General features: G+C 71.5%; 20 protein-coding genes and 1 pseudogene. 7 read left to right on the forward strand and 14 right to left on the reverse strand.

Annotated features, from left to right (window positions below; all coding sequences use genetic code 11):
* Window positions 1–51 precede the first annotated feature (51 nt).
* The gene (locus tag ACWEF2_RS04670) at window positions 52–930 is read right to left on the reverse strand and encodes a hypothetical protein (protein WP_453811891.1); all 879 of its coding nucleotides are present in this window, start codon (window positions 928–930) and stop codon (window positions 52–54) included.
* A gap of 647 nt (window positions 931–1577) precedes the next feature.
* Here ACWEF2_RS04670 and ACWEF2_RS04675 point away from each other — a divergent pair.
* Genes ACWEF2_RS04675 through ACWEF2_RS04685 form a run of 3 tightly spaced genes read left to right on the forward strand, consistent with a single transcriptional unit; the run spans window position 1578 to window position 2679 of the window.
* On the forward strand, window positions 1578–1886 hold the full coding sequence (locus ACWEF2_RS04675) for a hypothetical protein (protein WP_453811893.1): 309 nt from the start codon (window positions 1578–1580) through the stop codon (window positions 1884–1886).
* Window positions 1883–2293, forward strand: coding sequence for a hypothetical protein (locus ACWEF2_RS04680; protein WP_453811895.1), 411 nt, complete (start codon window positions 1883–1885; stop codon window positions 2291–2293). Before ACWEF2_RS04675 ends, ACWEF2_RS04680 begins: the two co-directional genes overlap by 4 nt.
* The gene (locus ACWEF2_RS04685) at window positions 2290–2679 is read left to right on the forward strand and encodes a hypothetical protein (protein ID WP_453811897.1); all 390 of its coding nucleotides are present in this window, start codon (window positions 2290–2292) and stop codon (window positions 2677–2679) included. Before ACWEF2_RS04680 ends, ACWEF2_RS04685 begins: the two co-directional genes overlap by 4 nt.
* 268 nt (window positions 2680–2947) lie before the next feature.
* Here the strand turns inward: ACWEF2_RS04685 and ACWEF2_RS04690 are convergent, their stop codons facing one another.
* Window positions 2948–4111 carry a cytochrome P450 gene (locus ACWEF2_RS04690; protein WP_453811898.1) on the reverse strand — a complete coding sequence of 388 codons (1164 nt, stop codon included), beginning with the start codon at window positions 4109–4111 and terminating at the stop codon, window positions 2948–2950.
* A 266-nt stretch (window positions 4112–4377) separates the two neighbouring features.
* Here ACWEF2_RS04690 and ACWEF2_RS04695 point away from each other — a divergent pair.
* Together ACWEF2_RS04695 and ACWEF2_RS04700 are read left to right on the forward strand one after the other, a co-directional pair.
* Window positions 4378–4707: pseudogene (locus ACWEF2_RS04695) on the forward strand (helix-turn-helix domain-containing protein); the annotation flags it as partial.
* Window positions 4708–4745: 38 nt separating this feature from the next.
* Window positions 4746–4892: a hypothetical protein gene (locus ACWEF2_RS04700; RefSeq protein ID WP_453811980.1), complete on the forward strand. Its 147-nt coding sequence runs from the start codon at window positions 4746–4748 to the stop codon at window positions 4890–4892.
* Between the two features lie 186 nt (window positions 4893–5078).
* Here the strand turns inward: ACWEF2_RS04700 and ACWEF2_RS04705 are convergent, their stop codons facing one another.
* Together ACWEF2_RS04705 and ACWEF2_RS04710 are read right to left on the reverse strand one after the other, a co-directional pair.
* The gene (locus ACWEF2_RS04705; RefSeq protein WP_453811900.1) at window positions 5079–5534 is read right to left on the reverse strand and encodes a DUF6069 family protein; all 456 of its coding nucleotides are present in this window, start codon (window positions 5532–5534) and stop codon (window positions 5079–5081) included.
* Window positions 5535–5653: 119 nt separating this feature from the next.
* Window positions 5654–6652: an RNA polymerase subunit sigma-70 gene (locus ACWEF2_RS04710; protein ID WP_453811902.1), complete on the reverse strand. Its 999-nt coding sequence runs from the start codon at window positions 6650–6652 to the stop codon at window positions 5654–5656.
* An 82-nt stretch (window positions 6653–6734) separates the two neighbouring features.
* On the opposite strand from ACWEF2_RS04710, the gene ACWEF2_RS04715 reads away from it, so the two are divergent.
* Entirely contained in the window at window positions 6735–6953 is a 219-nt protein-coding gene (locus ACWEF2_RS04715; protein WP_453811903.1) for a hypothetical protein, read from the forward strand.
* A gap of 101 nt (window positions 6954–7054) precedes the next feature.
* On the forward strand, window positions 7055–8353 hold the full coding sequence (locus tag ACWEF2_RS04720) for a pyroglutamyl peptidase (RefSeq protein ID WP_453811905.1): 1299 nt from the start codon (window positions 7055–7057) through the stop codon (window positions 8351–8353).
* Between the two features lie 163 nt (window positions 8354–8516).
* Here ACWEF2_RS04720 and ACWEF2_RS04725 read toward each other — a convergent pair whose 3' ends face one another.
* The 10 genes from ACWEF2_RS04725 to ACWEF2_RS04770 form a co-directional block, all read right to left on the reverse strand.
* Window positions 8517–9809: an aspartate aminotransferase family protein gene (locus ACWEF2_RS04725; protein WP_453811907.1), complete on the reverse strand. Its 1293-nt coding sequence runs from the start codon at window positions 9807–9809 to the stop codon at window positions 8517–8519.
* Complete coding sequence (locus tag ACWEF2_RS04730; RefSeq protein WP_453811909.1) at window positions 9806–10846, reverse strand: phosphotransferase; 1041 nt, start codon at window positions 10844–10846, stop codon at window positions 9806–9808. The genes ACWEF2_RS04725 and ACWEF2_RS04730 overlap by 4 nt, the downstream gene beginning before the upstream one ends.
* On the reverse strand, window positions 10846–11649 hold the full coding sequence (locus tag ACWEF2_RS04735) for an alpha/beta fold hydrolase (RefSeq protein WP_453811910.1): 804 nt from the start codon (window positions 11647–11649) through the stop codon (window positions 10846–10848). The genes ACWEF2_RS04730 and ACWEF2_RS04735 overlap by 1 nt, the downstream gene beginning before the upstream one ends.
* Entirely contained in the window at window positions 11642–13513 is a 1872-nt protein-coding gene (locus ACWEF2_RS04740; RefSeq protein ID WP_453811912.1) for a hydantoinase B/oxoprolinase family protein, read from the reverse strand. The genes ACWEF2_RS04735 and ACWEF2_RS04740 overlap by 8 nt, the downstream gene beginning before the upstream one ends.
* Window positions 13510–15585 (reverse strand): hydantoinase/oxoprolinase family protein, encoded by a 2076-nt coding sequence (locus ACWEF2_RS04745; RefSeq protein ID WP_453811914.1) that lies wholly within the window; start codon window positions 15583–15585, stop codon window positions 13510–13512. Before ACWEF2_RS04745 ends, ACWEF2_RS04740 begins: the two co-directional genes overlap by 4 nt.
* A gap of 59 nt (window positions 15586–15644) precedes the next feature.
* On the reverse strand, window positions 15645–17648 hold the full coding sequence (locus ACWEF2_RS04750; protein WP_453811916.1) for an oxidoreductase: 2004 nt from the start codon (window positions 17646–17648) through the stop codon (window positions 15645–15647).
* 29 nt (window positions 17649–17677) lie between these two features.
* On the reverse strand, window positions 17678–19240 hold the full coding sequence (locus tag ACWEF2_RS04755) for an ABC transporter substrate-binding protein (protein ID WP_453811918.1): 1563 nt from the start codon (window positions 19238–19240) through the stop codon (window positions 17678–17680).
* A 150-nt stretch (window positions 19241–19390) separates the two neighbouring features.
* A complete protein-coding gene (locus ACWEF2_RS04760) occupies window positions 19391–20272 on the reverse strand; it encodes an isocitrate lyase/PEP mutase family protein (RefSeq protein ID WP_453811919.1) in 882 nt (293 codons plus the stop codon).
* Complete coding sequence (locus ACWEF2_RS04765) at window positions 20269–20796, reverse strand: LeuD/DmdB family oxidoreductase small subunit (protein ID WP_453811921.1); 528 nt, start codon at window positions 20794–20796, stop codon at window positions 20269–20271. Before ACWEF2_RS04765 ends, ACWEF2_RS04760 begins: the two co-directional genes overlap by 4 nt.
* Window positions 20793–22058 (reverse strand): 3-isopropylmalate dehydratase large subunit, encoded by a 1266-nt coding sequence (locus ACWEF2_RS04770; RefSeq protein WP_453811923.1) that lies wholly within the window; start codon window positions 22056–22058, stop codon window positions 20793–20795. The genes ACWEF2_RS04765 and ACWEF2_RS04770 overlap by 4 nt, the downstream gene beginning before the upstream one ends.
* Window positions 22059–22122: the final 64 nt, after the last annotated feature.

The following is a 22122-nucleotide window of genomic DNA, read 5'->3' on the forward strand; positions in this document are numbered from 1 at the left end:
TATGGAAATGTCCTTTAACGGCAGGAAGGGCGGGGCGCCGTCGTTTCCGGCTCAGACCGAGCGGTCCCCAAAGGCCAACGCACGCAACTCCCGAACGGCGGGCAGGGCGCGGGCAGGCTCGGGAAGCGTCTTGATCACACGCTGAACATCAGCCGCATAGCGGATAAGCCAACGCTTGGGCGGAATATCGGCCACAATCCGGAAAGCCTCGTCTACGGCTTCCGCCGGGTCGGTACGAGCGTGCAGCATGGTCCGATGGAGGCGAACCCGAGGCAGGGTCTGATCTCCCGATGAATACAGTTTTTCGGCGCTGCCCTGCGCTTTCTCGGCGCTTCTCTCGTGACCGGCAAGGCTGTAGATCAGGCTACGCCCGTAGCGGAGTTCTCGCTCCACGCTCCGGAAACGTCCCTCCGCACCCGGAAGCCGGTCGAATATGTCATCGGCCGCGCGCAACGCCATGACCGCCTCCCCATAACGGTCCATTGTCGCAAAAATCATCGCTTCTTCCGCGACGGCGGCCACCAGCGGGGCGCTTGGCCGCTGACCGGCCAGGCGGCGAGCCTCCTGAGCGATCGACAGAACCTCCGCGAGATCCTCCGCCGGATCGCCGCCCCGATGCAGAGCTTCACGCCTGCGCAGCCAGGAGGCGAGCAGGCGATCGCCGGATTCGTCGACGAGCGTTCGCGTCGTGCCCCACCAACGACGCGCCTGCCGGCGATTGCCCATGTCGGTCCACTTACCGGCGATCAAAGCGGCGTGCCGGGCGGCGGCATGAGTGAGGTCCCGCCGTACCGCGTCAGGCTGCCGACGGGCGAGATGGGGCGCCATCTCGGCGAAGTCGGCGGCGAGCGCGGCGAGAACGACGGCGGGCGGCTCGATACGGGCGGCCTTCGCATGCGCGTCGGCGGCGTCCTCCCAGTCGTCGATCATCCCCCGTGACACGCTCGCCCCGGAGAGGCGCGGCTGGGACGCCTGCCAGGCATCGGTCAGAGTGGTCAGTGTGGGCCCTATCACTCCCCCGACCGCGACAACAGCGGCATCCCGCATGAGTCGTCTGCGTTTCATCTCATCATCCTCGTCCCGCGTTGAGGCTTTTACCGGGAGGGTACGCTCTCTCGGTTCGCCGGAGTCGTTCTCGGATATGTCCGGCTGTCCGAATAGTTCGGCTTCGGTAAGGCCGAATGCCAGGGCGAGCAGTCGCGGGTAAGGGAGGCGAGGGCGTGTCCTACCGGATTCCCACTCACGGAGCATCCGGGTCAAGGACTCCCGGCTGGGCAGGCTGATATCGGCGTGCTCAGCGGCGACCTCGGCCAAACGGCGAGCCATCTCTTTTTGCGACCAGCACCGCTCATGCCGCTCACTCTTGAGCCGCCGGGCCCAAGCCGGAAGAAACGCATTCATAATCACCTCGCAGACGTGAGGGGATCCGCTTTCTCCCTTCATCCTCCTCTACCGGATGACGACCGTGCGGCGTTCTGATGGATTCGCTGTGCCGACGGCGCAGCCCCCACAAAAAGCGGAACCCCGCAGGCGGACAGGCCATACGGGGTTCCTTGATCGCAAAGGAGCTGCGACCCATGAGTGATGGTAGGGCCACCGCACCCTCACCGACCATCCCCGGGTGGCGAGTGATCCGCAGTGACGCCGGGCGGTTCTGGGCCAGCCGGGTGCAGCCGTTTCCCGGGGAATCGGAGTGGTACGCCCCACCGTTCCGCACGGTTGACGGCGACACCTTCGACGCCCTTCGGGCCGAGGTCGAGCGGCAGGAGGAGGCGGCCCGGAACGTGGAGGCCGCCCCCGACCGGGTCGCCGAGCAGACCGGGGCCGGGCAGACGGCTGACAAGAAGGCCACGTCCGGGAGAGCATCCGGGCGGGTGAACCGGTGATCGGGCAGCCCCGCGCCATCGGGCGGCACCGGGCCGGGCGACCGTACGCCCCCGTGCACCGGCGACTGTGGGACGGCCCGGCCCGCGACCAGGCCGAGCGGCTGGGCCGGGCGTATCCGGGGTGGGTGGTGCTCTACGGCACCGGCAGCCGCCGGTTCTACGCCCTCGCCGCCTGGCCGGCGCCCGAGCCGGTCATGGTGGAGGACCCCACCGCCGACGGCCTGGAGGAACGGATGCGTCACGCCGAGGCTGCGGCGGCCCTCCGGACCGCTCCCCTCGCTCCGTCCCCGGCCCCCGCCGCCCCCTTCCCCCAGCAGGTACGGCGACGCCCCCGCCTCCCCGGCACCCGCCGCGCTGTACAGCCCGCCGGCGCTCTGCCCTACCCGCCGGAAGGGAGCGCCGCATGACCCCCGCCGCGCCCCCTCCCGGCCCACGCCGGAAGGCACACCAAGCCCGGACACCCCGAGAATCCCAGGAGAACGGGGAGAACGGACCGCCCGGGGAGAACGAGGAGAGGCAGCCCCCGGAACACAAGGACCGGCGCATCCGGGAGGCCTGGGAGGCCCAGCGGGCGGCCCTGGCCGACGCCTTCCCCACCTGGAAGATCGTCTGCGTGGCCGACCTGTCGATCCCGCTGTGGTTCGCCCTCTACCGCGAACCCCTCACCCCTCAGCAGGAGCAGGCCGGGTTCCGGCCCACCATGCTGCGCGGCTCCGCCGAAGACCTTCAGGCCGAACTGGCCCTGCGCTGCCGGGTCACTCGCCCGCTCCCGCCTCTGCCCACTCCCCGATAGCCGGTACGGCCGGGCGGGGGAGCATCCCTCTCCCCCGCCCGGCCGTACCCCCCGCTCTACCCCGCTTCCGGCGGGACAGCCCTCCATCTTCCTCAGGGGTTGTCCCGCCGGACCTCCGGGCGACCACACCCGCCCTGAGGGCCCCGAAGCCGAAAACCAGGCCCTCCTATGCGCCGACCAGACTGACCTGCCAGACCACGCCTTCTTCCACGCTCGGCCACCTGCACCTGATCAGACGCCCATGACCACCGCACCCTGGACCAGCCCTCTACCACGTCACGGGCAACGTGATAGGTCCGCTGACGAGATGGCCGGTCCGCCAGGGAATCGCCGAAGGAGGAGCGGCGATTTCCAGGTTCGGGAATCGGCTCACCAGCCCGGCCATCGCCACCTGAAGTTCGATACGGGCCAGTAACGCGCCCAGACAGAAGTGTGGACCATGGCCGAAGCTCACATGGGCGTTGTCACTGCGGCCCAAATCGATCTCGTGGGCGTCGGCGAAGGCCGCGCTGTCGCGGTTGGCGGCCACCGCCGAGATCACCACTCCGCTGCGCGCGGGAATGCGCACGCCCCCAACCTCGGTGTCGCGCGTGGTGACCCGGAAGAGTAACTGGGGAACAGCCGGGTGCACGCGCAAGAGCTCTTCCATCGCCGAGGGGACGAGCGACGGATCGGCCCGGAGCGCCGCGTACATCTCCGGTCGGCACAGCAGCGCGTACACACTCGCCGCGAGCTGGCTCAGCGTGGTCTCGTGTCCCGCGACGAGAAGCACGACCGCGAGATTGACCAGTTCAGGGCCGGTGAGCGCGTCTCCTTCTTCGCCTGCAGACGACAGGCTGCTCAGCAGATCGTCGCCCGGCTTGGCGGCCTTGGCGGCAACCAGGTCGGACATGTAGGCACGCAGGTTCTTGGCCGCCCCGAACACCGCCTCGGGCGAATCCGTGACCGACAACATGGCCTGAGACCATTCGCGGAAGGTCACGCGGTCCTCATAGGGTATGCCGAGCAACTGGCAGATCACCGTGATCGGCAGGGGCGCGCACAACGCCTCCACTAGATCGGTAGGCGGTCCGGAGGCGGCCATGTCGTCCAGCAATTGGTCGACGACCTGCTGGATGCCCGGCCGCATGGCCTCGACGCGGCGGCGGGTGAAGGCTCGGGAGGCGATGCCTCTCAGCCTCGTGTGACGGGGCGCGTCCATGTCGAGCAGGCTGTCGGGCACTCCCAGTGAGGCCCGCGGCGCGTAGCGGGGGGCACCGGGTTCCAGCGTGGCGGCCCGGCTGAAGACCGGATCGGCCAGGACGCGCCGGGCGTCCTCGTACCGCGTCACCAGGTAACCTTCCTCGCCGGACGGCAGCGCGTAACGTCTCACCGGCCCGATCTCCGGGATCTCGCGCTCACTCTGGTGTTGCGACGAATCGACGGTGGACATGTCGGCTATCAGCTCCCTTTGTCGAGGCGTGCGAAAGCACGGGACAATCGCGTCAAGTAGGCAACTTCGTCTTTCATGAGCGGCATCGTCGGTGCGAGCACCCTGCCGTCCTGATTGCCGATTTCTCGGTCAGTTCCCAAGTGAGCCTTTTTCAACCTGAAGTCGCAGGTCATGGCCTGTTACGGGTGCGATGTCTGATCGACAAGTAGAGAAGCCCCTGGTAGAAGGGTTGTCGACCAAGATCAACCATCACGCCAGAGGCTCGTGTGCTTTTCTATCGTGCCGCGCTGCCGTTGTCACGCCGGACCTTGACCTATCCGGCAGGCGTGATCCGCCGTCACCGCAAGGCGATCGGTTCGCCGTGGCGACGGCTCGGTCCCGGCCGGCAGGCCCTGCTCGTCCTGGTCCACCTGCGCAAAGGGGAGACGTTCGCCGAACCCGCCGCTGGATTCGGCGTCGGTACGGCCACCGCCTGGCGCTACGTCGGTGAGACCGTCACCCTGCTCGCCCGGCGTTCTCCCCGCCTGGACCAGGTGTCGCGCGCGGCCAAGCGCGCCGGGTACGCCTTCGTGATCCTGGACGGCAGGCGCATCCCGAGGAGATCCGCATCGCGACGGCGGACGCCGAATGCAGTGTGCGAACCAGTAAGTCCCGGGTGGAACGCGCCCGTTTCGCTGCCTATCAGCAGGAGTTGCTCAAAGAGTGGGAGCCACAGATCGGTCAGTACAAACAGATCCAGGAGGCCGCACTGGTCAAGGCCCGAGCGGAGCTCTCCGCCTGAGGGTGTCGTCGTTTTCGGGCCGGTCATGAATCCGCGGGACCGGTGATCCTGTTCCCGGCCGGCATTCCACCGCCTGGACATAACTGTGATTATGTAAGAAACCTGGAATGGGGGTGGTAGCACCGGGGGCCACATTAGTGCGGTCGCGCACGCTCTTGCGCCGCGCGTTGTCCCGTTGCGGGATCGTCAATCGGTCCGGGTGCGGAGGCTCCGCGCCAGGGTGGGGATAATCACCGCCGCAGGGACGAGGTGTAGCCCGAGGAGGGCGGTGGTGGTGGCGGTGTTTGCCCCGGAGAGGAGGGGCGGAACCAGCGAGATCGCGGTCAGCGACACTGCCGTCCACATGAATCGCTCGGCGGGGCGAGCGCTCCAACGAAGAAGAGCGACGGCAATGACGATGCCCACGACCGAGAAAAAGCCGGTCACCACGGCGAACCCGGACAACGGGATCGTCTCGCCACCATCGGGGACCTCGAAGTCGACGCCGACGGCCTGGGCAAGCGCAGCGGCGAGGGTGGTGGCCACCATCGCTGCGAGCGTGGCAGCGAAGCCGGTGCCGGCGAGCCCGCGGAGCCGGTGAGTGTGGCTGGTCTGGCCCGATGCCGGGCCTGCGACGCCCCCGGTGTCATTCATGCTGTTCATGTCATCCTCCATCATTCGGTGACTGGCGTAGGGGTGTGTTGACCGGCATGTGACGGTCCTGGCCCTGGGGGTGACGATGCGCACCCTCGCCGTGCGACGGCCGGGTTTCCGCACCGGGACTACTCCGTGCCGTCCGCCGGCAGGCGCTCCGGCAGCCCGAGCCGAGGGAACTGGTCGTCGTGGAACGTGACAATCTCGGTGATCGCCCCGCCGGTGACGCGCAGAACGTCGATCGTCAGCGGCAGGTACGCGCCCTCCCGCTTCCGCCGGAGGTAGAAGGCGACGGCGGGCTGCCGGTTCACGGAGGTGAGGACGGCGCGCAGGTGCTTCATGCCCTCGAAGCCGCTCTCGACCCAGTCGTTCACCACCGTGTCGCGGCCGACGTACAGGCCCGGCGTGGGCGGCATCGAGCAGCGGACGTCGTCCCGCAGCAGTGCGGCGAGCCCGTCGACGTCCGTGGCCACGCTGGCGTCGGTATAGCGGCGCACCAGCTCGCGTGTCCCGGCGTCCTCCTCGCCGCCGGTCCAGTCCTGCCGCTCGGCGGGCAGGTGCTCCCGCATGCCGGCGCGGGCCCGCTGCAGCGCGCTGTTCACGGAGTTGACGGAGTCCCCGAGGAGCTCCGCGACGTCCTTCGCCGGCCAGCCGAGCACGTCCCGCAGGATCAGCACGGCCCGCGGGCGCGGCGCGAGGTGCTGGACTGCGACCAGGTACGCCAGCTCGATCGTCTCCCGCGCGACGGCGACGGTCTCCGGCTCGTCCGCGTCGCCCGCGGGCAGCTCGTCGAGCAGCCGGTCCGGGTAGGGCTGCAGCCACAGCACCTCGCCGCCGGTCGCAGGCTCCGGGCGGCATTTGGCGAGCAGGTCCAGGCAGGCGTTGGTAGCGATCCGGTACAGCCAGGCCCGGAACGTCGACCGCCCCTCGAAGGTCTCCCGCCGCCGCCAGGCACGGAGGAACGTCTCCTGCACGGTGTCCTCGGCGTCCTCGAACGACCCGAGCATCCGGTAGCAGTGCACGTGCAGCTCCCGCCGGTGCCGCTCCGCCAGCCCCGAGAACGTCGGCTCGTCGACCTCGCCCAGCCCGCTCACGCCCAGCTCCTCCAGCCGCGTGTCCGCACTCATCACGTCATCCTTCCGCCTCGTCGTGTCCCGTCGTAGATGTGACGGGTACGGGCGCGACAACTCATCACCAGGGTCGGTCGGCATGGCTGATCCGGTGACGGATCCGGTGGCGGAGCACGACGCGCGGTACGGCGAGGAGTTCGGCGACTCCGGGCGACAGGTCGACGTCGGCCAGGCCGGCCTCTTCCAGCGATGCCCCGACATCGAGCATCGCCTTGACGGCGCCGACGAGACGATCGGCGCACCGCTGCAACCGGCTCAGTCGGGCGGCTACGCACGGGGCCGGCCACAGTATCCCTGATCCACAAATTTCTGCCTTTCCCCGTCAGTTTCTCTTGTCAAGATCCAGGGTGGGATGAACACTTGTCCCTTGACCGTTGCCGACGAACAGAGGACATCCGAGTGCGAGGGCTGCGTGTAGGGCTGGCCGTCTCCGTCGTCTCGATCATCGTGAGCGCGGGACCGGCAACGGTGCCCGCACTCGCCGCGGAGGCCGCGAAGACCATAGAGACCGCGAAGACCGCGGACTGTGCGAACACGTCGGTGGCGCTCACCGTCGAGGAGCAGCGCCTCGCGAAGGCCGTACCGCAGGAGATCCTGCGGCGTTCCGGCTTCGACGCGGTGGCCTCCCGGTTCGCGCGGGCCCTGTGCGGGACGAGCTCATACCCCGAGGCGGAGCGGGTCGTCGCCGAGCACGGGCGGCGGTTGTGGCGGCGCGCGGTCGATCGGGCGCAGGGGCGCGGGCTTCCGGGCGGGGACCTGAGCCGGGACGACGACCGGCCGCTGTACTGGGCACGGCTCGGGATGACCGGCGCGCTGCGGCGGTGGCAGCCCGCATTCGCTCTCTCCGGTGCCGGGCGCGAGGCGCTGTTCGACGGGCTGGAGCGCGGCTCCCGCGGTCAGGACACCATCCGCCTTCCCGGCGGGAAGGGCGTGAAGCGGGTGCTGGTCACCGGCTTCGACCCGTTCACCCTGGACCGGGACATCCGGATCAGCAACCCCTCCGGGGCCACCGCGCTGGCGCTCGACGGCACGACCGTGCGGACGGACGCGGGCCCGATCAGGATCGAGACGGCCATGTTCCCGGTCCGCTGGGGCGACTTCGCGGAGGGCACGGTGGAACGGACGTTGCGCCCGCACCTGCCGCGGGCCGACCTGTTCGCGACGGTCAGCCAGGGCCGGGTCGGCCGGATCGACGTCGAGCGCTTCAACGGGGCCTGGCGGGGTGGCTTCCCGGACAACGAGAACCTGTCGTCGACGGGCCTCGTTCCCGTGTCCGCCCCCGCCCGGCAGCCCCAGTGGACGGTCACCACGCTCCCGTACCAGGACATCCTGGCCGCCTCGACGGGCCGCTTCCCGGTGTACGACAACACCCCGGTGACGGAGATCCCGGCGGGCGCGGCCGATCCCGTGGTACGGCCGGACGGCCCCACCGAGGGTTCCGCCGCGCGCGGCGGCGGCGGCGGAAACTACCTGTCCAACGAGATCGCCTACCGTGCCACGCTGCTCCGCGACCGGCTCGGCCTGGACATCCCGGGCGGCCATGTGCACACCCCGGTCCTGACGTTCGGCGCGGGCAACACCGATCCGGCGACGGGCACGGTCACCGATCCCGAGTTCGTGCGCAACCGGCTGGACATCGTCGACCAGGTCCGCTCGATCATCCTCGTGGCGGCCGACGCCGATCCCGCCGGAAGGTGAACAGCGGGGCGTCCTTGCCCTGATGCGACGACCCACCTGGACACCTTCATCCCGGCCCCGGTAGGGGACAGACCCTGTGGTGCGGTCAAGAGGGTGTCCAGGTGGGTCGTCACGGACCGGTCGTGGGCATCCTCGCCCCTTTGCCGGGTCGGAATTTCCCGTTCTATGCGTCCAGGGCGGCCACGGTCTCGGCGAGGCGCTCCAGCAGCAGGTCGGCGTGCTCGCGCTCGAAGACCAGCGGGGGCCGGATCTTGAGGGTCCGGCCGTCCGGGCCGCTGGTGCCGATGAGCGTGCGCCGCTCCCGCAGCCCCTCGACGATCGCGGCCGCGGCCCGCGGGGCGGGGAGGCCGGGGCGGTCCGCCAGCTCCACCCCGAGGAACAGCCCGGCGCCCCGGACCGAGCCCAGGCCGCCGGGCTCGACGATGGATCGCAGGCCCGCCGCGAGATGGCCGCCGACCTCGTCTGCCGAGGCCGGCAGTCGCCGGTCGAGCAGTTCGTCGAGGACCGCCATGCCCGTGGCCGCGGCGACGGCGTTGCCGCCGAAGGTGTTGAAGTAGCGTGACGCGGCCCCGAACCCGTCGGCCGGCTCGGCGCGCATCACCACTCCCCCGATGGGGTAGCCGTTCCCCATCGGCTTGCCCATGGTGACGATGTCGGGCACGAGGCCGTGGCGGGCGAAGCCCCAGAACGGCGTGCCCACCCGCGCGAACCCCGCCTGCACCTCGTCGGCGATGAACAGTCCTCCGTGCGCGCGGACCGCGTCCGCGGCGGCCGCCAGCGCCCCGGGCGGCCCTGGCAGGATGCCGTCGCTCGACATGATGGTGTCCACCATGAGCCCCGCCACCGGGATCCCCTGTGCCGCGAGCTCGGCCGCGGCCGAGTGCACCCGACCGGCGAACGCGGCGGCGGCTTCCCGCGGGTCCGCGCCGTCCTGCTCGGGCGGCGCGATCCGGCGCACGGCCGGGTCCGGTGGCAGGCCGAGCGAGGGGGACAGCCCGGCCAGGAGGGCGGTGAGGCCGTGGTAGGCGTTGTCGGTCACGATGAAACCGCGCCCCCCTGTCGCCTGCATGGCGACGCGGCACGCGAGGTCGTTGGCCTCGCTGCCGGTGCAGGTGAACATGACACGGCTCAGCTCCGGCGGACAGAGCTCAAGGAGACGCTCCGCGTAGTCCACCACCTCGTCGCCGAGGTAGCGCGTGTGGGTGTTGAGCACCGCGGCCTGCCCGGCCATGGCCGCGACGACCCGCGGATTGGCGTGGCCCACGCAGGCCACGTTGTTGTACGCGTCCAGATAGGGCTCACCGTCGCGGTCGTAGAGCCACACGCCCTCGCCCCGGCTCACCTGGACCGGGCGGCGGTAGAACAGCCGGTAGGCGCCGCCGAGCGCCTCTCGCCTGCGGCGCATCAGGGCGGCGTCCTCGGGGGAGAGCCCGGCGGGGACGGGTGCGGCGTTCAACGCGGACTCCTGACCATGTCGACGAACCGGTCGCCGGCGCGGGCGCAGCCGAGCTCCCACAGCCGGCGCAGGCTGCGCCAGGCCGTCGCGTTGTTGCGCAGCAGATAGGCGCTGTTCCACGGCTGCCGCGAGGCCCGCCACCGCGCGATGGACACCACGAGCACCAGGCGCGACACCATGAGGTCGTAGAGGACCGCCGCCTCCCGCTCGGTGACCGTCCGCACCTCGTGGTAGCCGGCGAGGAGGTCACCGGGGCCGAGCAGCGGATCCTCGGCGGCGTCGCAGTGGTAGGCCGCGGCCGTCGCCAGGTCCTGGACGGCCGGGCCGCGCAGGATGTCGCCGAAGTCGATGATGCCGCTGAGGCGGCCGTCGGCGGCGAGCAGGTTCTGAGGGTTGCCGTCGTTGTGGATGACCTGTGCGGGCAGGGTCTCCAGCCCCGGCCACAGGTGCGCGTGCGCGTGGTCGAGCGCGGCCAGCGGCAGATCCGGGTCGGCCAGTGCCGCCGCCGTCCAGCGCATCCGCTGGGCGCGGCCGGCGTCCCAGGCGAGTTCGCGCGCGGCGTACGGGTGGTCGAAGCCGTCGAGTGCGACGTCCAGTGCCCCGAGGCGTCGGCCGATGTCACGGCGCAGGCCGGGACCGGCCGGCGCCCGGTCGACCGAGTGGCCGGGCAGCAGCGAGCAGACCCAGGCGACGCACTCCCCCGCGTGGGGACCGGGGCGCCACCGCACCCCCTCGGGGCTGTCGGCGAGGGCGGGGTGCAACCGTGGGACGGGGAGGTCCGGGTCGCGCCGTCCGAGCCAGGTCAGCGCCGCGATCTGCAGGGCCACGGCGGGGGCGTCCTCGACGCGGCTCACCTTGAGCACCCAGCGGCCGCCGTCCGCCCCGGTGAGCGCGACGTTGCGGTCGCGCTCGCCCGGCAGCGGACGGGCCGCCATCGGCTCGCCCAGGACCCGGTGCGCGAACTCGGTCGCGGCCGCCGCGTCGACAGGGGGGGCGGCCGTCTCCCGCAGGTCGTCCGGGACCGCGCGGGGCGCCATCAGTGCTCTCGGAAGAACTCGTCGACCACGCGGGAGTAGGCCTCGTCGGCGCCGGGGACGCTCCGTATGACGTGGGGGGCGTCGGGGATCTCGTGGAGGACCGCGTCCGCGATGCCGGCGGCGACCTCGGCTGCCAGGCGCCGGCCGCCCATGGCGTCGTGCTCGGAGTAGACGACGAGGGTCGGCGCCTTGACGGCGGCCAGCCGATCGGTGGCGTCGTGCTCCATGACGGCCCGCACCAGGGCGAGATGGGCTTCGCGGCGGTCTCTCAGCGGGTTCCAGAAGTCGAACGCGCCCCGGTCCTCGCGCAGCCGCTCGTTGACGTACTCCGGCAGGTAGCCGAAGACGATCGCCGCCTTGAGGAAGGCGTCGAACCCGGCGTCGCGCAGCAGCAGGTAGAAGATCTCCTGCTGCATGTGGTGGTACGGCTCGGGCGCCATCCAGCCCTGCGAGACGACGAGCGAGCGCACCGCGTCGGGGTACCGCGCGGCCAGGTGCATCGCGACGCCCGCGCCGAGTCCGCCCTTGCCCTGGACGTGGACGGGGCCGAGGGCGAGGTGGTCGAGCAGGCCCCCGAGCATGGTGGCGTACGGGGCGGTCCCCGGCATGGTGCCCGGGTCGGTGGAGGCGCCGATGCCCGGGTAGTCGGCGACGATGATCCGGTACCGGTCGCGCAGCCGGGCGTGGATCGAGGAGAACCTCTCGCCCGTCATCGACCCCCAGCCGCCGAGGCAGAGCATCGGCTCGCCCTCGCCGTGGACCTCGTAGTAGAGCGGGCGTCCGCCCACGTTCACCTCAGGCATTTGTGCTCCTCTCCTTGGTCTGGCCGACGAGCCCGTCCGCGCCGCCCGTACCGGCCGCGCCGCCTGAGCCGCCCTCGCCGTCCGGTGCCCCTACGGCGTCACGGGCACCGCGTGGTCCTGCCGCGGTGGCGGCCTCGTCGACGGCCGGCCCGCCGTCCGTGCGGACGATGCGCACGGCATAGTCCTCCCAGGCGCGCTCGGCCGACACGAACCCCTCGCGCACGTCACGCAGCACCTCCTGCGGTGCGCGCTCAAGCGGGTCGCCCCACCCGCCGCCGCCGGCGGTCTGCAGGCACACGATGTCGCCGGCCCGCAGGGGGATCGCGGCAGCGATGCCCGGCACGGCCTCGACCGAGCCGTCGGCCCGCTCGATGGTCACCGAGCCGAGGCTGCCCGGACGGCCGCCGTTGAGCCCGACCGAGCGGATCTCGGTGTTCCCCATGCGCGGCGAGAGAACGCAGTCCGCGAACACCCGGATGCGCCGCCGCACACCGCAGCCGCCGCGGAACCGGCCCGCGCCGCCGGTGCCGGCCGCGATGGAGTACTCCTCCACCCGCAGCGGGTGGCCGGGCTCGACCATCTCGACGGGGTAGTTGCGCTGTCCTATGCCGTAGACGACGTCCGGGCCGTCGCCGAACGGCCGCCCGCCCATGCCGACCCCGACCGTGTCGGAGTAGTGGCCCCGCTCGCCGGGGATGCCGGGGAAGCGGAACGAGCACGTCACGTAGACGGGCATCGGGGCGGTCATCTGGCCGCCCGTCGCCTCGGCCAGCAGCGCCGCGAGAACGTTCTGCAGACGGGACTTGGTCTGCGAGCGGAAGCCGATCGGGGCGGGGAACGTCGGGTCGACCAGGGTGCCCGGCGCGGTGGTGAGGCGCGTCAAGCCTGCCAGGATGCCCTCGTTGGTCTCAAGCAGCGGGTCGTAGACGAGCAGGTTGCGCGCGAAGAGCAGTTGCACGCCGCTGAGGTTGGCGATGTAGTTGATCGGGCCGGCCGCCTGGGGGCTGGTCCCGCTGAGGTCGAGCTCCAGCTCGTGGCCGTGCTTGCGCAGCGTGGCCACGACCTGGCGGGGCCGCCCGTCGGGTCCGACGCCGTCGAGCCGGTCGGTCGCGTGATACTCCCCGTCGGGGACGCGCTCCTCCAGGACCCGCCGCACCCGGTCGGCGGTCATGCCGATGGCCCACTCGACCGTGTCGAGGAACGCCTGCCGGCCGTACCGGCCGACGAGGGCCGCGACCCGCTCGGATGCCAGCCGGCAGGCGGCCACCAGGGCACCGAGGTCGCCGGCGATGAGTTCCGGCGCCCTTGAGTTGCGGCGCAGCAGCCGCACGAACCAGTCGAAGACCTCGTCGTCGGCGCCGACGCGCATCGGCGGGTACGCCGTGCCCTCCTGGAACACGTCGGTCGCGTCGGCGGGCAGGCTGCCGTGCTGTGATCCGCCCACGTCCTCCACGTGACCGTAGGCGGTCACGAAGCCGAGGACACGGTTCTCGTCGTCGAAGAACGGCCGTACCACCACGGCGTCGGGGAGGTGCTGCACCGCCCCGGCGGTGCCGTAGGGGTCGTTGTAGAAGAACAGGTCTCCCGGCCGCATGCCGGCCGTCGGGAACCCGTCGAGGACGGGGGCCACGAGTCCCGCGCCGGACAGCCCGAGCAGGGCGTGCACGAGTCGGCCGGACGCGTCGCTGATGCCGACGAAGTAGTCCTTCTTGTCCTTGAACGACGGCGACATCGCGGTCCGCTCGACGTGTCCCTCCATCTCGCGCACGGCCGCCTTGAGGCCGCTGTAGAGCACCTCGCGGGTGATCGGGTCCAGGGTCTGCATGCCGGTCCTTCCGGGGGCGCCGTCCATCGCCGCGGTCATCGGCTCCCACCCCCCGCGTTTGTTGTGAGGTCGACCAGGAGGCCGCCGTCATCGAGCACCTGAGCGGTCGATCCGGGGGGCAGTGTGATCGTCGAGTCGTAGTCCTGGATCACGGCGGGCCCGGCGACACTCTGGCCGCCGGCGAGTCGCTCACGGTCGAAGATCCGGGCCGGCACCCAGCCGGTCTCGTGGAAGTGGACGTCGCGCCCCGGCAGGGCCGCGTCGCCCTCGGCACGGCCGGCGATCCTCCCGCGAGGGGGGTGCGGGAGAACGCCGGAGACCGCGAGCCGGGCGTGCACGAGCTGTACCTCGACGTCGCGCATGGCGTAGGAGTAGCGCTCGGTGTGGCTCGTGTGGAAGTCCTCCACCGCCTGGCCGAGCACCTCGGGCGTGAGCGGACCGGACGGGACGCGCACCCGCAGCTCGAAGCTCTGGTTGAGGTAGCGCAGGTCCAGCAGCCTGGTGAGCGAGCGTGACTCGACCAGCGGGTCGTTGTCGAGCCACTTGTGTCCCCTGCGCTCAAGCTCGTCGAAGACCCGCGCGAGCTCGTCCAGGTCGATGCCGCCCAGCCGCGGCAGGCTCGGGAACGAGTGCACGAAGAAGCGGGTCAGGTCGGCCGCCAGCAGCCCCTCGGTGGTGAACACGCCGGAGTGCGGCGGGATCACGACCCGGGCCAGCTGGGCCTGCTGCGCGACGGGTACGGCGTGCAGCCCGCCCGCGCCGCCGAAGGCGACCAGCGTGTAGTCGCGAGGGTCGCGGCCGGCCTCGGTGGACACCTGGCGAATGGCGTTGGCCATGTGGGAGTTGGCGATCCGCACCACTCCCGAGGCCGCGTCGACCGCGGTCCCCCCGAGGGTGCGGGCCAGGGTGTCCCGCAGGGCCCTCTCGGCGGCCCCGGCGTCGAGCTCGACGACGCCGCCGGCGATCCGCTGTGGCAGCCAGCCGAGGGTCAGCAGGGCGTCGGTGACGGTCGCGCGGGTTCCGCCGCCGCCGTAGCAGGCGGGGCCGGGCTGCGCGCCCGCGCTGCGAGGCCCGACCGTGAACCGGTCGTGGGCGTGCTCGGCGATGCTGCCGCCCCCGGCGCCGGTGGTGTGGATGGCGAGCACGGGCACGCCGATCGGGAACGGTCCGATCTCGCCGTGCGCGGTGACGTCGACCCTGCCTCCCTCGGCGCAGGCCAGGTCGCTGCTGGTGCCCCCCACGTCGAGCGTCACCACCTCGGTGAAGCCGAGGTCACAGGCGTATGCCGTGGCTCCGGCGGCGCCGGCGGCCGGTCCGGAGAGCACGGTGTTGATGGGGAAGTCGGCGGCCTCCGCGGCTGAGAGGATGCCGCCGTCCGAGGACATGACGTACAGCGGCGCCTCGACCCCGAGCGCGTCGAGTTCACGGCGCAGCGCGGACAGGTAGGTCGTGATCCTGGGCTGCACATAGGCGTTGAGGACCGTGGCGAACGTCCGCTCGTACTCGCCGATCTGGGGCAGCACCTCGTGGGAGACGCTGAGGTGCAGCTCGGGGAACTCGGCGCTCAGGCGGTCGCGGACGCGCCGCTCGTGTTCGTGCGCGGCGTACCCGTTGATCAGGACGATCGCCACGCTCTCGGGCGCCAGCGCGCGCACCCCCTCCACGAGCCGGTCGAGTTCGGCCTCGTCCAGTGGCGTGACGACGGTGCCGTCGTAGGAGACCCGTTCGCGGACGGTGAGGATCTGGTGCCGACGCACCGGGCGACGCGGCTTGAGCCAGCGGTTGATGTCACCCTCTCGCGGGGCGTCGTGGCGACCGATCTCCAGGACGTCCTGGAACCCCTCGGTGGTCACCACCGCGGTGAGCCCGGAGCTCTGCTCCAGAATGGTGTTGGTCGACAGCGTCGTGCCGTGCACGACCCGGCACACCTCCGCCGCGGGCACCTCGGCCATGGCCAGGATCCTGCGTACCGCCGAGACGAAGCCCTCCAGCGGGCCCTCGGATTCGAGCACCTTGTCGACCCGGCGGCGCCCGTCGGCCAGGTTGCACAGGGTCACGTCGACGAACGTGCCGCCGACGTCGATGGCCAGCGCGTACCGGGCTGTTGTCATACTGCGGTTCCTCTCGGACGGGTGGGAGCCACGGGTAACGGGGGTCTCGGACGTGCTCTTCACACGGGCACCCCCTCCAGTTCCAGAGGGTCGATCTCCAGGCCCGCGGCGTGGCCCTCGTAGAGGGCGTGGTCGAGCCGGCGCGGTGCCACACAGTCGCCCACGCGGACGACGCGGTCGTGGCCGAGCGCCGCGGCGAGCCCGTGGAACAGGGCGTCGTCGGCCCGGCGCCGCGAGGCGAGGACCACGTGGTCGGCCTCCGGGCCCCGCCGGAGCTCACCGGTGTGGACGTTGGCGAGCATGAGGCGCGGGGTGTCGAGCCGGTCGCACCAGGTGTTCGTGTGGCCGGTGAGCCCGCTCCCCATGAGCCGCGCGTACGCCGCGGCCTGGTCGAGGGTCGCGGCCATCCCCTCGAAGAGTGCCGGACGGGCGGTGACGACCTCCACGCGCGAGCCGTCGGCGAGCAGCCTTTCGCAGACCGCCGCCGCGTAACGGCCGCCGTCGTCGTCGAGCACGAGGACCCGCGAGCCGGCCGGGACGCGGCCGCGCAACGCGTCGAAACCCGTATGGACGTGAGGTCTGTCGTGGCCGGGTATCGCCTGGCGGTGAGGCCGGCAACTCGCGTAACCGAACCGGTCCGGGACCGCTCCGGTCGCCACGAGAATCCGGTCGAGATCGTCCCGGTTCAGCACATCGGCCACGTCCACGCGGGTGCCGAGCCCGACGCGTACGCCGGCGCGCGCGGCGGCGCCGGCGAGGTCGTCCACCGCCTGCAGGAGGCCGGCGACACCGGGGAGGCCCCGCGCGAGCAGCAGTTGGCCGCCGAGCTCGGGGCCCGCCTCCACCAGGCTCACGTCGTGACCCCGGCCGGCCAGGGTGGCCGCCGCCTTGAGCCCGGCGGGGCCGCCGCCGACGACGAGCCAGCGCGCGGGGCGCGCCGCGGCGGTGGTCACCTCGGCGTACCGGCGCTCACGCCCGGCCAGCGGGTTGACGGTGCACGACATGGGCAGCTCGCGGCGGGCCCGGGCGAAGCACCCCTGGTTGGCCTGCACACAGTGGGTGATCTCTTCGGCCCGGCCTTCTCGGGCCTTGGCCGCCCAGTGCGGATCGGCGATCTGGGCTCTGGCCAGTGCCAGCAGGTCGGCATGGCCCGCGGCGAGCACCGCCTCGGCCTGCTCAGGGCGCAGGATGCCTCCCGAGAGCATGACCGGCACCCCGCCGGCCACGGCGCGGAACCGGCCGCCGAGCTCCGCGGTCGCCCCCCACGGCCCGTCGCCGAGCATGGGGGTGCCGCCGGACAGATGGTAGAAGTCGAGCGCTCCGGCCTCGTGGAACAGCCTGCCGGCCTCGGCCAGTTCGTCGAAGGTGAGCTCGAATTCGCTGTCCTGCAGCGATATCCGCACCCCCAGGGGGAAGTCGTCGCCCACGGCCCGCCGCACGGCCGCGAGGATTTCGCAGCCGAGCCGGGCCCGGTTCTCCAGCGAGCCGCCGTAGTCGTCCTCGCGCCGGTTGTGCAGGCGCGAGAGGAACTGGTGCACGAGGTAACCGTGGCCCATGAGCAGTTCGAGGCCGTCGTAGCCGCCGAGGCGTACCGCCGCGGCGGCCCGCGCCCACGCGCCGACGAGCTCGTCGATCCGACCGGCCGCGATGGGCACCGGCACCATGCCGTGCTTGGCCGAGGGGACGTCCGACGCGCCCCACAGCGGATGCAGTCCGTCGACGCCGTCACTGGAGGCGTTGACACCGAAGTGGTTGAGCTGGGCGAAGATGAGCCCGCCCGCCGCGTGGACCGCACCGGTGACCGCGCGGTCGGCGCGTACGAGGTCGCCGTGCGCGGAGGCCGCGTGGCGCAGCGCGTCGGACGTGCGGTGCACCGCCCGCCCGCCGGCGTACACCAGTCCCGCGCCGCCGCGAACCCGCTCCAGGTAGTACGCGATGTCGCGCTCGGTCTCCCGGCCGTGCTCGGCGAAACCTCGGGTGTGCGCCGGCTGAACCACGCGGTTGGGCAGCTCGACCCCGCCGATGCGGATCGGCGCGAACAGCCTCGCATAGGTGATCGTCATGTTGGTCCGTTTTCGCCGATAACCGGCCGCTACTTGAGGATCATGCCGCGCGGCTCGGGGAGGATGCTGCAGTCGCAGTCGAAGTTGCCCTCAAGGCCCTTGGGGGCGCCCTGCTGGATGTACTTGATGCCCACGATGTAGGTGCCGGCCTTGGCCACCCCGTCGGTGAGCTTCGCGTACAGTTCCTTGGCCTCGGCGCCGGCCGGGTCGGCCAGGGCCGCGATCTGGTGGGCCGTCGCGTCGGCCTCCGGTGACTTCACCCGGAACGGGTTGTTCATCCCCGTGGGCGAGGCGAAGTCGAGGTAGAACTGGTAGGCGACGTTGTTGGCGTAGCCGAACACGGCCACCGGCACCTTGCGGTCGTTGAGCAGCGGGCGGTACGCCGCGAGGTCGACCTCCTTGATGTTCGCCTTGACGCCGACCTTGGCCCACTGGCCCACCAGGGCCGTGGCGAGTTGGAGGTTGGCGCCGAAGGAGGGCAACTCGAAGGAGAAGCCGTCGGGGAATCCGGCCTCGGCCAGCAGCTTCTTGGCCCTGGCGGGATCGTAGGCGTTGGCCTCGGTGGTGGCGGCGTTGTGGCCCAGCCGGTCCTCCGGGTAGGTGGCCATCGGCTGGCCCTTGCCGTAGTAGATCGTGTCGATGATCGCCTTGCGGTCCAGCGAGATCGACAGCGCCTCGCGCACCCGCGGGTCCTTGAGCGCCGGCACGACCTCGCCCTCTCGGTCCATCACCGAGAAGATCAGGGTGACCCGGTCGGTCTGGACGACCTTGAGGCCCTTCTTCTCCAGGCCCGCGATGTCGGGCTCGGCCACCTGGGCCGCGACCACCTGGCCGCTCAGCAGGGCGTTGGAACGTGCCGCCGGCTCCGACATGGGCTTGATGGTGATCTTGCTGGTCTTCTGGACCGAGGGATCCCAGTACTTCGCGCTCTTGGTGTAGACATACGCCGTGTTGGGCTGGGTCTCGGGGTCGAGGACCCACGGCCCGGTGCCGACCGGCTGCAGGCGCAGCTTCTGCGGGTCGGCCTTGGGGCTCGCGATCATGCCGGGGCTGTAGGCCATCCGGTCGATGAAGGGCGGGAACACCTCCTTGAGCGTGAGCGTCACCGTCTTGGCGTCGGAGGCCTCGACAGTGGCGATCTTGCCGAAGATCGGCGCGTAGGGGGACGTCTCCGTGGTCATGCCCCGCTTGAAGTGGGCGACGACGGCGTCGGCGTTGAACGGGGTGCCGTCGCTGAAGGTGACCCCCTCGCGGAGCGTGAAGACCACCGTCCTGCCTCCGTCGGTGATCTTCCACTCGGTGGCCAGGCCGGGGCCGTACTTGTCGGAGGTCACCTGCTGCACCAGCGTGTCGTAGACGGGCCGCAGGTAGTGGACCTCGGTGGGGGTCGCGGTGAGCGGGTCGAAGGAGGTGACGCCGGTCTGCGACGCCTCGACGATCTCCTTGCCTGCGGCACCGCCGTCGGTGGCGCCGGTGCCCGCGCCGCCGCAGGCGGCCAGCAGGGCGACCGCGGCCACGACCGAGGTGAGCTCCGCGAAGCGCCGCGGAGAAGCGCCCCGGGACGTTTGGAACGATCTGTTGGTCCAGCTCATGACTTCGACCACCCTTCGGATATTGATCGCACGATGTGGGCCGGTGTGGAGGTGTGAGGAGGGATGTGCCGAGCGGTTGCGCGGGATGCCGGTCGGGCGACCGGCCGGTGGGCGGGGGTGCGGGTTGACCCTCGACCGGGGTGGGCCCTGTCAGCGTGGTTCGGAGAGACGTTTGCCGAGACTCAGCCACTCGCCGAGCCCGACCGTCTCGAAGATGTCGCGGGGCACCATGTCGTAGGCGTCCAGCGGGTCGTGGCTGCCGGTCCGCAGGACGGCCCTCGCCGCCTTGCCGACCTCGGAGATCATCGGCATGAGGGCCACACCGGGCAGCGTGACGAACCGGAACCCGAGCTCGCGCAGCTCGTCGCGGCCGTAGGACGGCACGATGCTCCCCGTAAGGCCGTACATCGGCCAGCCGGGGCTGCGGCCGCCGATCTCACGCACCTGGTCGTCGGTGCGCGGCGCCTCGACGAAGGTGATGTCCGCACCGGCGTCGTGGGCGCGCCGGACCCGGCTGAGCGACTCCTCCAAACCGTGGATCGCGAGCGCGTCGGTGCGCGCTATGATCTTCATGCCCGAGTCACCGCGCGCGTCGGCGGCTGCGGCGATCTTGCGGACGAAGGTGTCGGCGTCGACGACGTCCTTGCCGTCGAGTTGCCCGCAGCGCTTGGGCGAGGTCTGGTCCTCAAGCATGACGCCCGCCGCGCCCGCGCGGACGAGCTCGCGGATGGTGCGGGTGACGTTGAGCTCGTTACCGAACCCCGTGTCGGCGTCGACGACGACCGGGACGGCGGAGCGGTTGATGATGTTGCGCGCGGTGCGCACCAGCTCCTCAAGGCTCAGCAGGCCGAGGTCGGGCATGCCGATCACACTGGCCGAGACGCCGGCACCGCTGACGAACAGCGCCGGGAAACCGGCCCGCTCAAGCACGGCCGCGGACAGGCTGTCGTAACAGCCTCCGGCGAAGACCGGGGCGTCCTGCTCAAGCAGGGCTCCGAGCCGCTCGCTGGGGGTCGGGGCGGGTGCCATCATGATCTTTCCTCACCGTGTGCGTGGATGAGTCCTTCGGCGATGAGCAGGCCCATCAGCCCGCCCGCCCGGAGGATGGTGACCAGCTCCGGCGCCCAGGCCTCGGCCTGCGCGACGGCTCCGGTGGTGGCGTTGCGGAGCAGGCCGGTGGTCACGTCGACGACCGCCTCGTCGCCCTCGGTGAACATGCCCGCGACCGCGGGGCTCTGCAGAGCCGGCAGGCCGTAGTTGACGCAGTTGCGAAAGAAGAGGCCGTTGATCGACTCCGCCACGAGGGCGGCGATCCCGACCCGGCGCAAGGCCCGCGCGGCCGGGCGCGACGACCCGGTGCCGAAGTTGCGGCCGGCGACGACGACGTCCCCCGGTCGCACCAGGTCGACCCAGCCGGGGCGGTTGGCTTCGAAGACGTACCGGCCCTCCTGCTCGATGTCGCCGACGAGGGCGTGTCCCGGTTGGATGAGGTCGGTGTTGACGTTGTCGCCGAAGACCCACACCCGGCCCCGGATCTGCTGCGGTGGCGCGGTCATCGGGCCGGCACCTCCGCGAGCGCCTCGCGCGGGTCCCTGATCTCCCCGGTCACGGCCGCGGCCGCGACGCTCGCCGAGGAGGCGAGGTAGATCTGGGCCTGCGGGCTGCCCATCCGCCCCATGAAGTTGCGGGTGCTGGAGGAGATGCAGACGTCGCCGCCGCCGAGGGCGTTGATGTGCCCCGCGCACATGCTGCACGAGGAGGTCGTGACAAGTGCGCCGGCCTCGATGAGGGCCCGCACGGTGCCGTCGAGCACGGCCTGCCGGTAGACGGCCTGGGAGCTCGGCGTGACGAGCAGGCTCACGTCGGGGTGGACCCGCCGGCCGCGCAGTACCTCGGCGGCCTGGCGCAGGTCCTCGATGGTGCCGTTGGAGCACGACCCGATGAAGGCGCGGTTGACCCGGGTGCCGCGCACGTCCTGGATGCGGGCGGTGTTGTCGACGACGTGGTGCGGGCGGGCCACCATCGGCTCCACCTCGGCCAGGTCCAGGACCCGCACCGCCGCGTACTCGGCGTCCTCGTCGGGCATCACGAAGTCGGGCTCCACCCCGCGCGCCCGCAGGTGGGCGGCGAGCACCTGGTCGCCCTCGAACACCGCGAAGTCCGCGCTCACCTCGGCGCACATGGTGGCGACGGTGCGGCGCTGGTCCATGGTGAGCGAGGCCAGCCCCGGGCCGCCGAACTCCATGTTCCGGCCGACGTGTCCGCCGTGGTGGTGGGCGATGTGCAGGAACACGTCCTTGGCGTGCACGCCCGGGCGCAGCGCCCCTTGGAACTCGTAGCGCACGGTCTCCCCGAGAACGAACCAGGTGGAGCCGGTGGCGAGCACATAGGTGAGCTCGACCTCCCCGATGCCGCGCGCCGCGCAGTTGAGGGCACCGGCGCTGCAGGTGTGGCTGTCGCAGCAGACCAGGATCTCGCCGGGCCGGGCGTAGGGCACGTCGGCGATGAGCTGGTGGCAGATGCCCTGGTCGCCGCCGACGTCATGAAAGCGGGTGATCCCGTGGCGCCGGACGAAGGCCCGCCCGCGCTCCAGGAAGTCGGCCACGGCGCGGCTCGGGGCCGGGACCACGTGGTCGTACACCACGACGACGCGGTCGGGGGCGGCCAGGCGGGCGGGCTCCAGCCAGTGGCCGTCGTAGAAGTTGAGGTCGAGCACGACCGAGGTGTCGACCGGCACGACGACCATCTCGCCCGCGCGCACCGACTCCCGGCCGGCATGGCGCGCGAGGATCTTCTGAGTCATTCCCAGGCCGCTCACGGTGCGGTCACCCTCCGAGTTTCCAGGGCAGTCGTCCCGGCTGCTGGTCGATCGTGTGGTCGGA

Source organism: Streptosporangium sp. NPDC004631, from assembly GCF_053601935.1.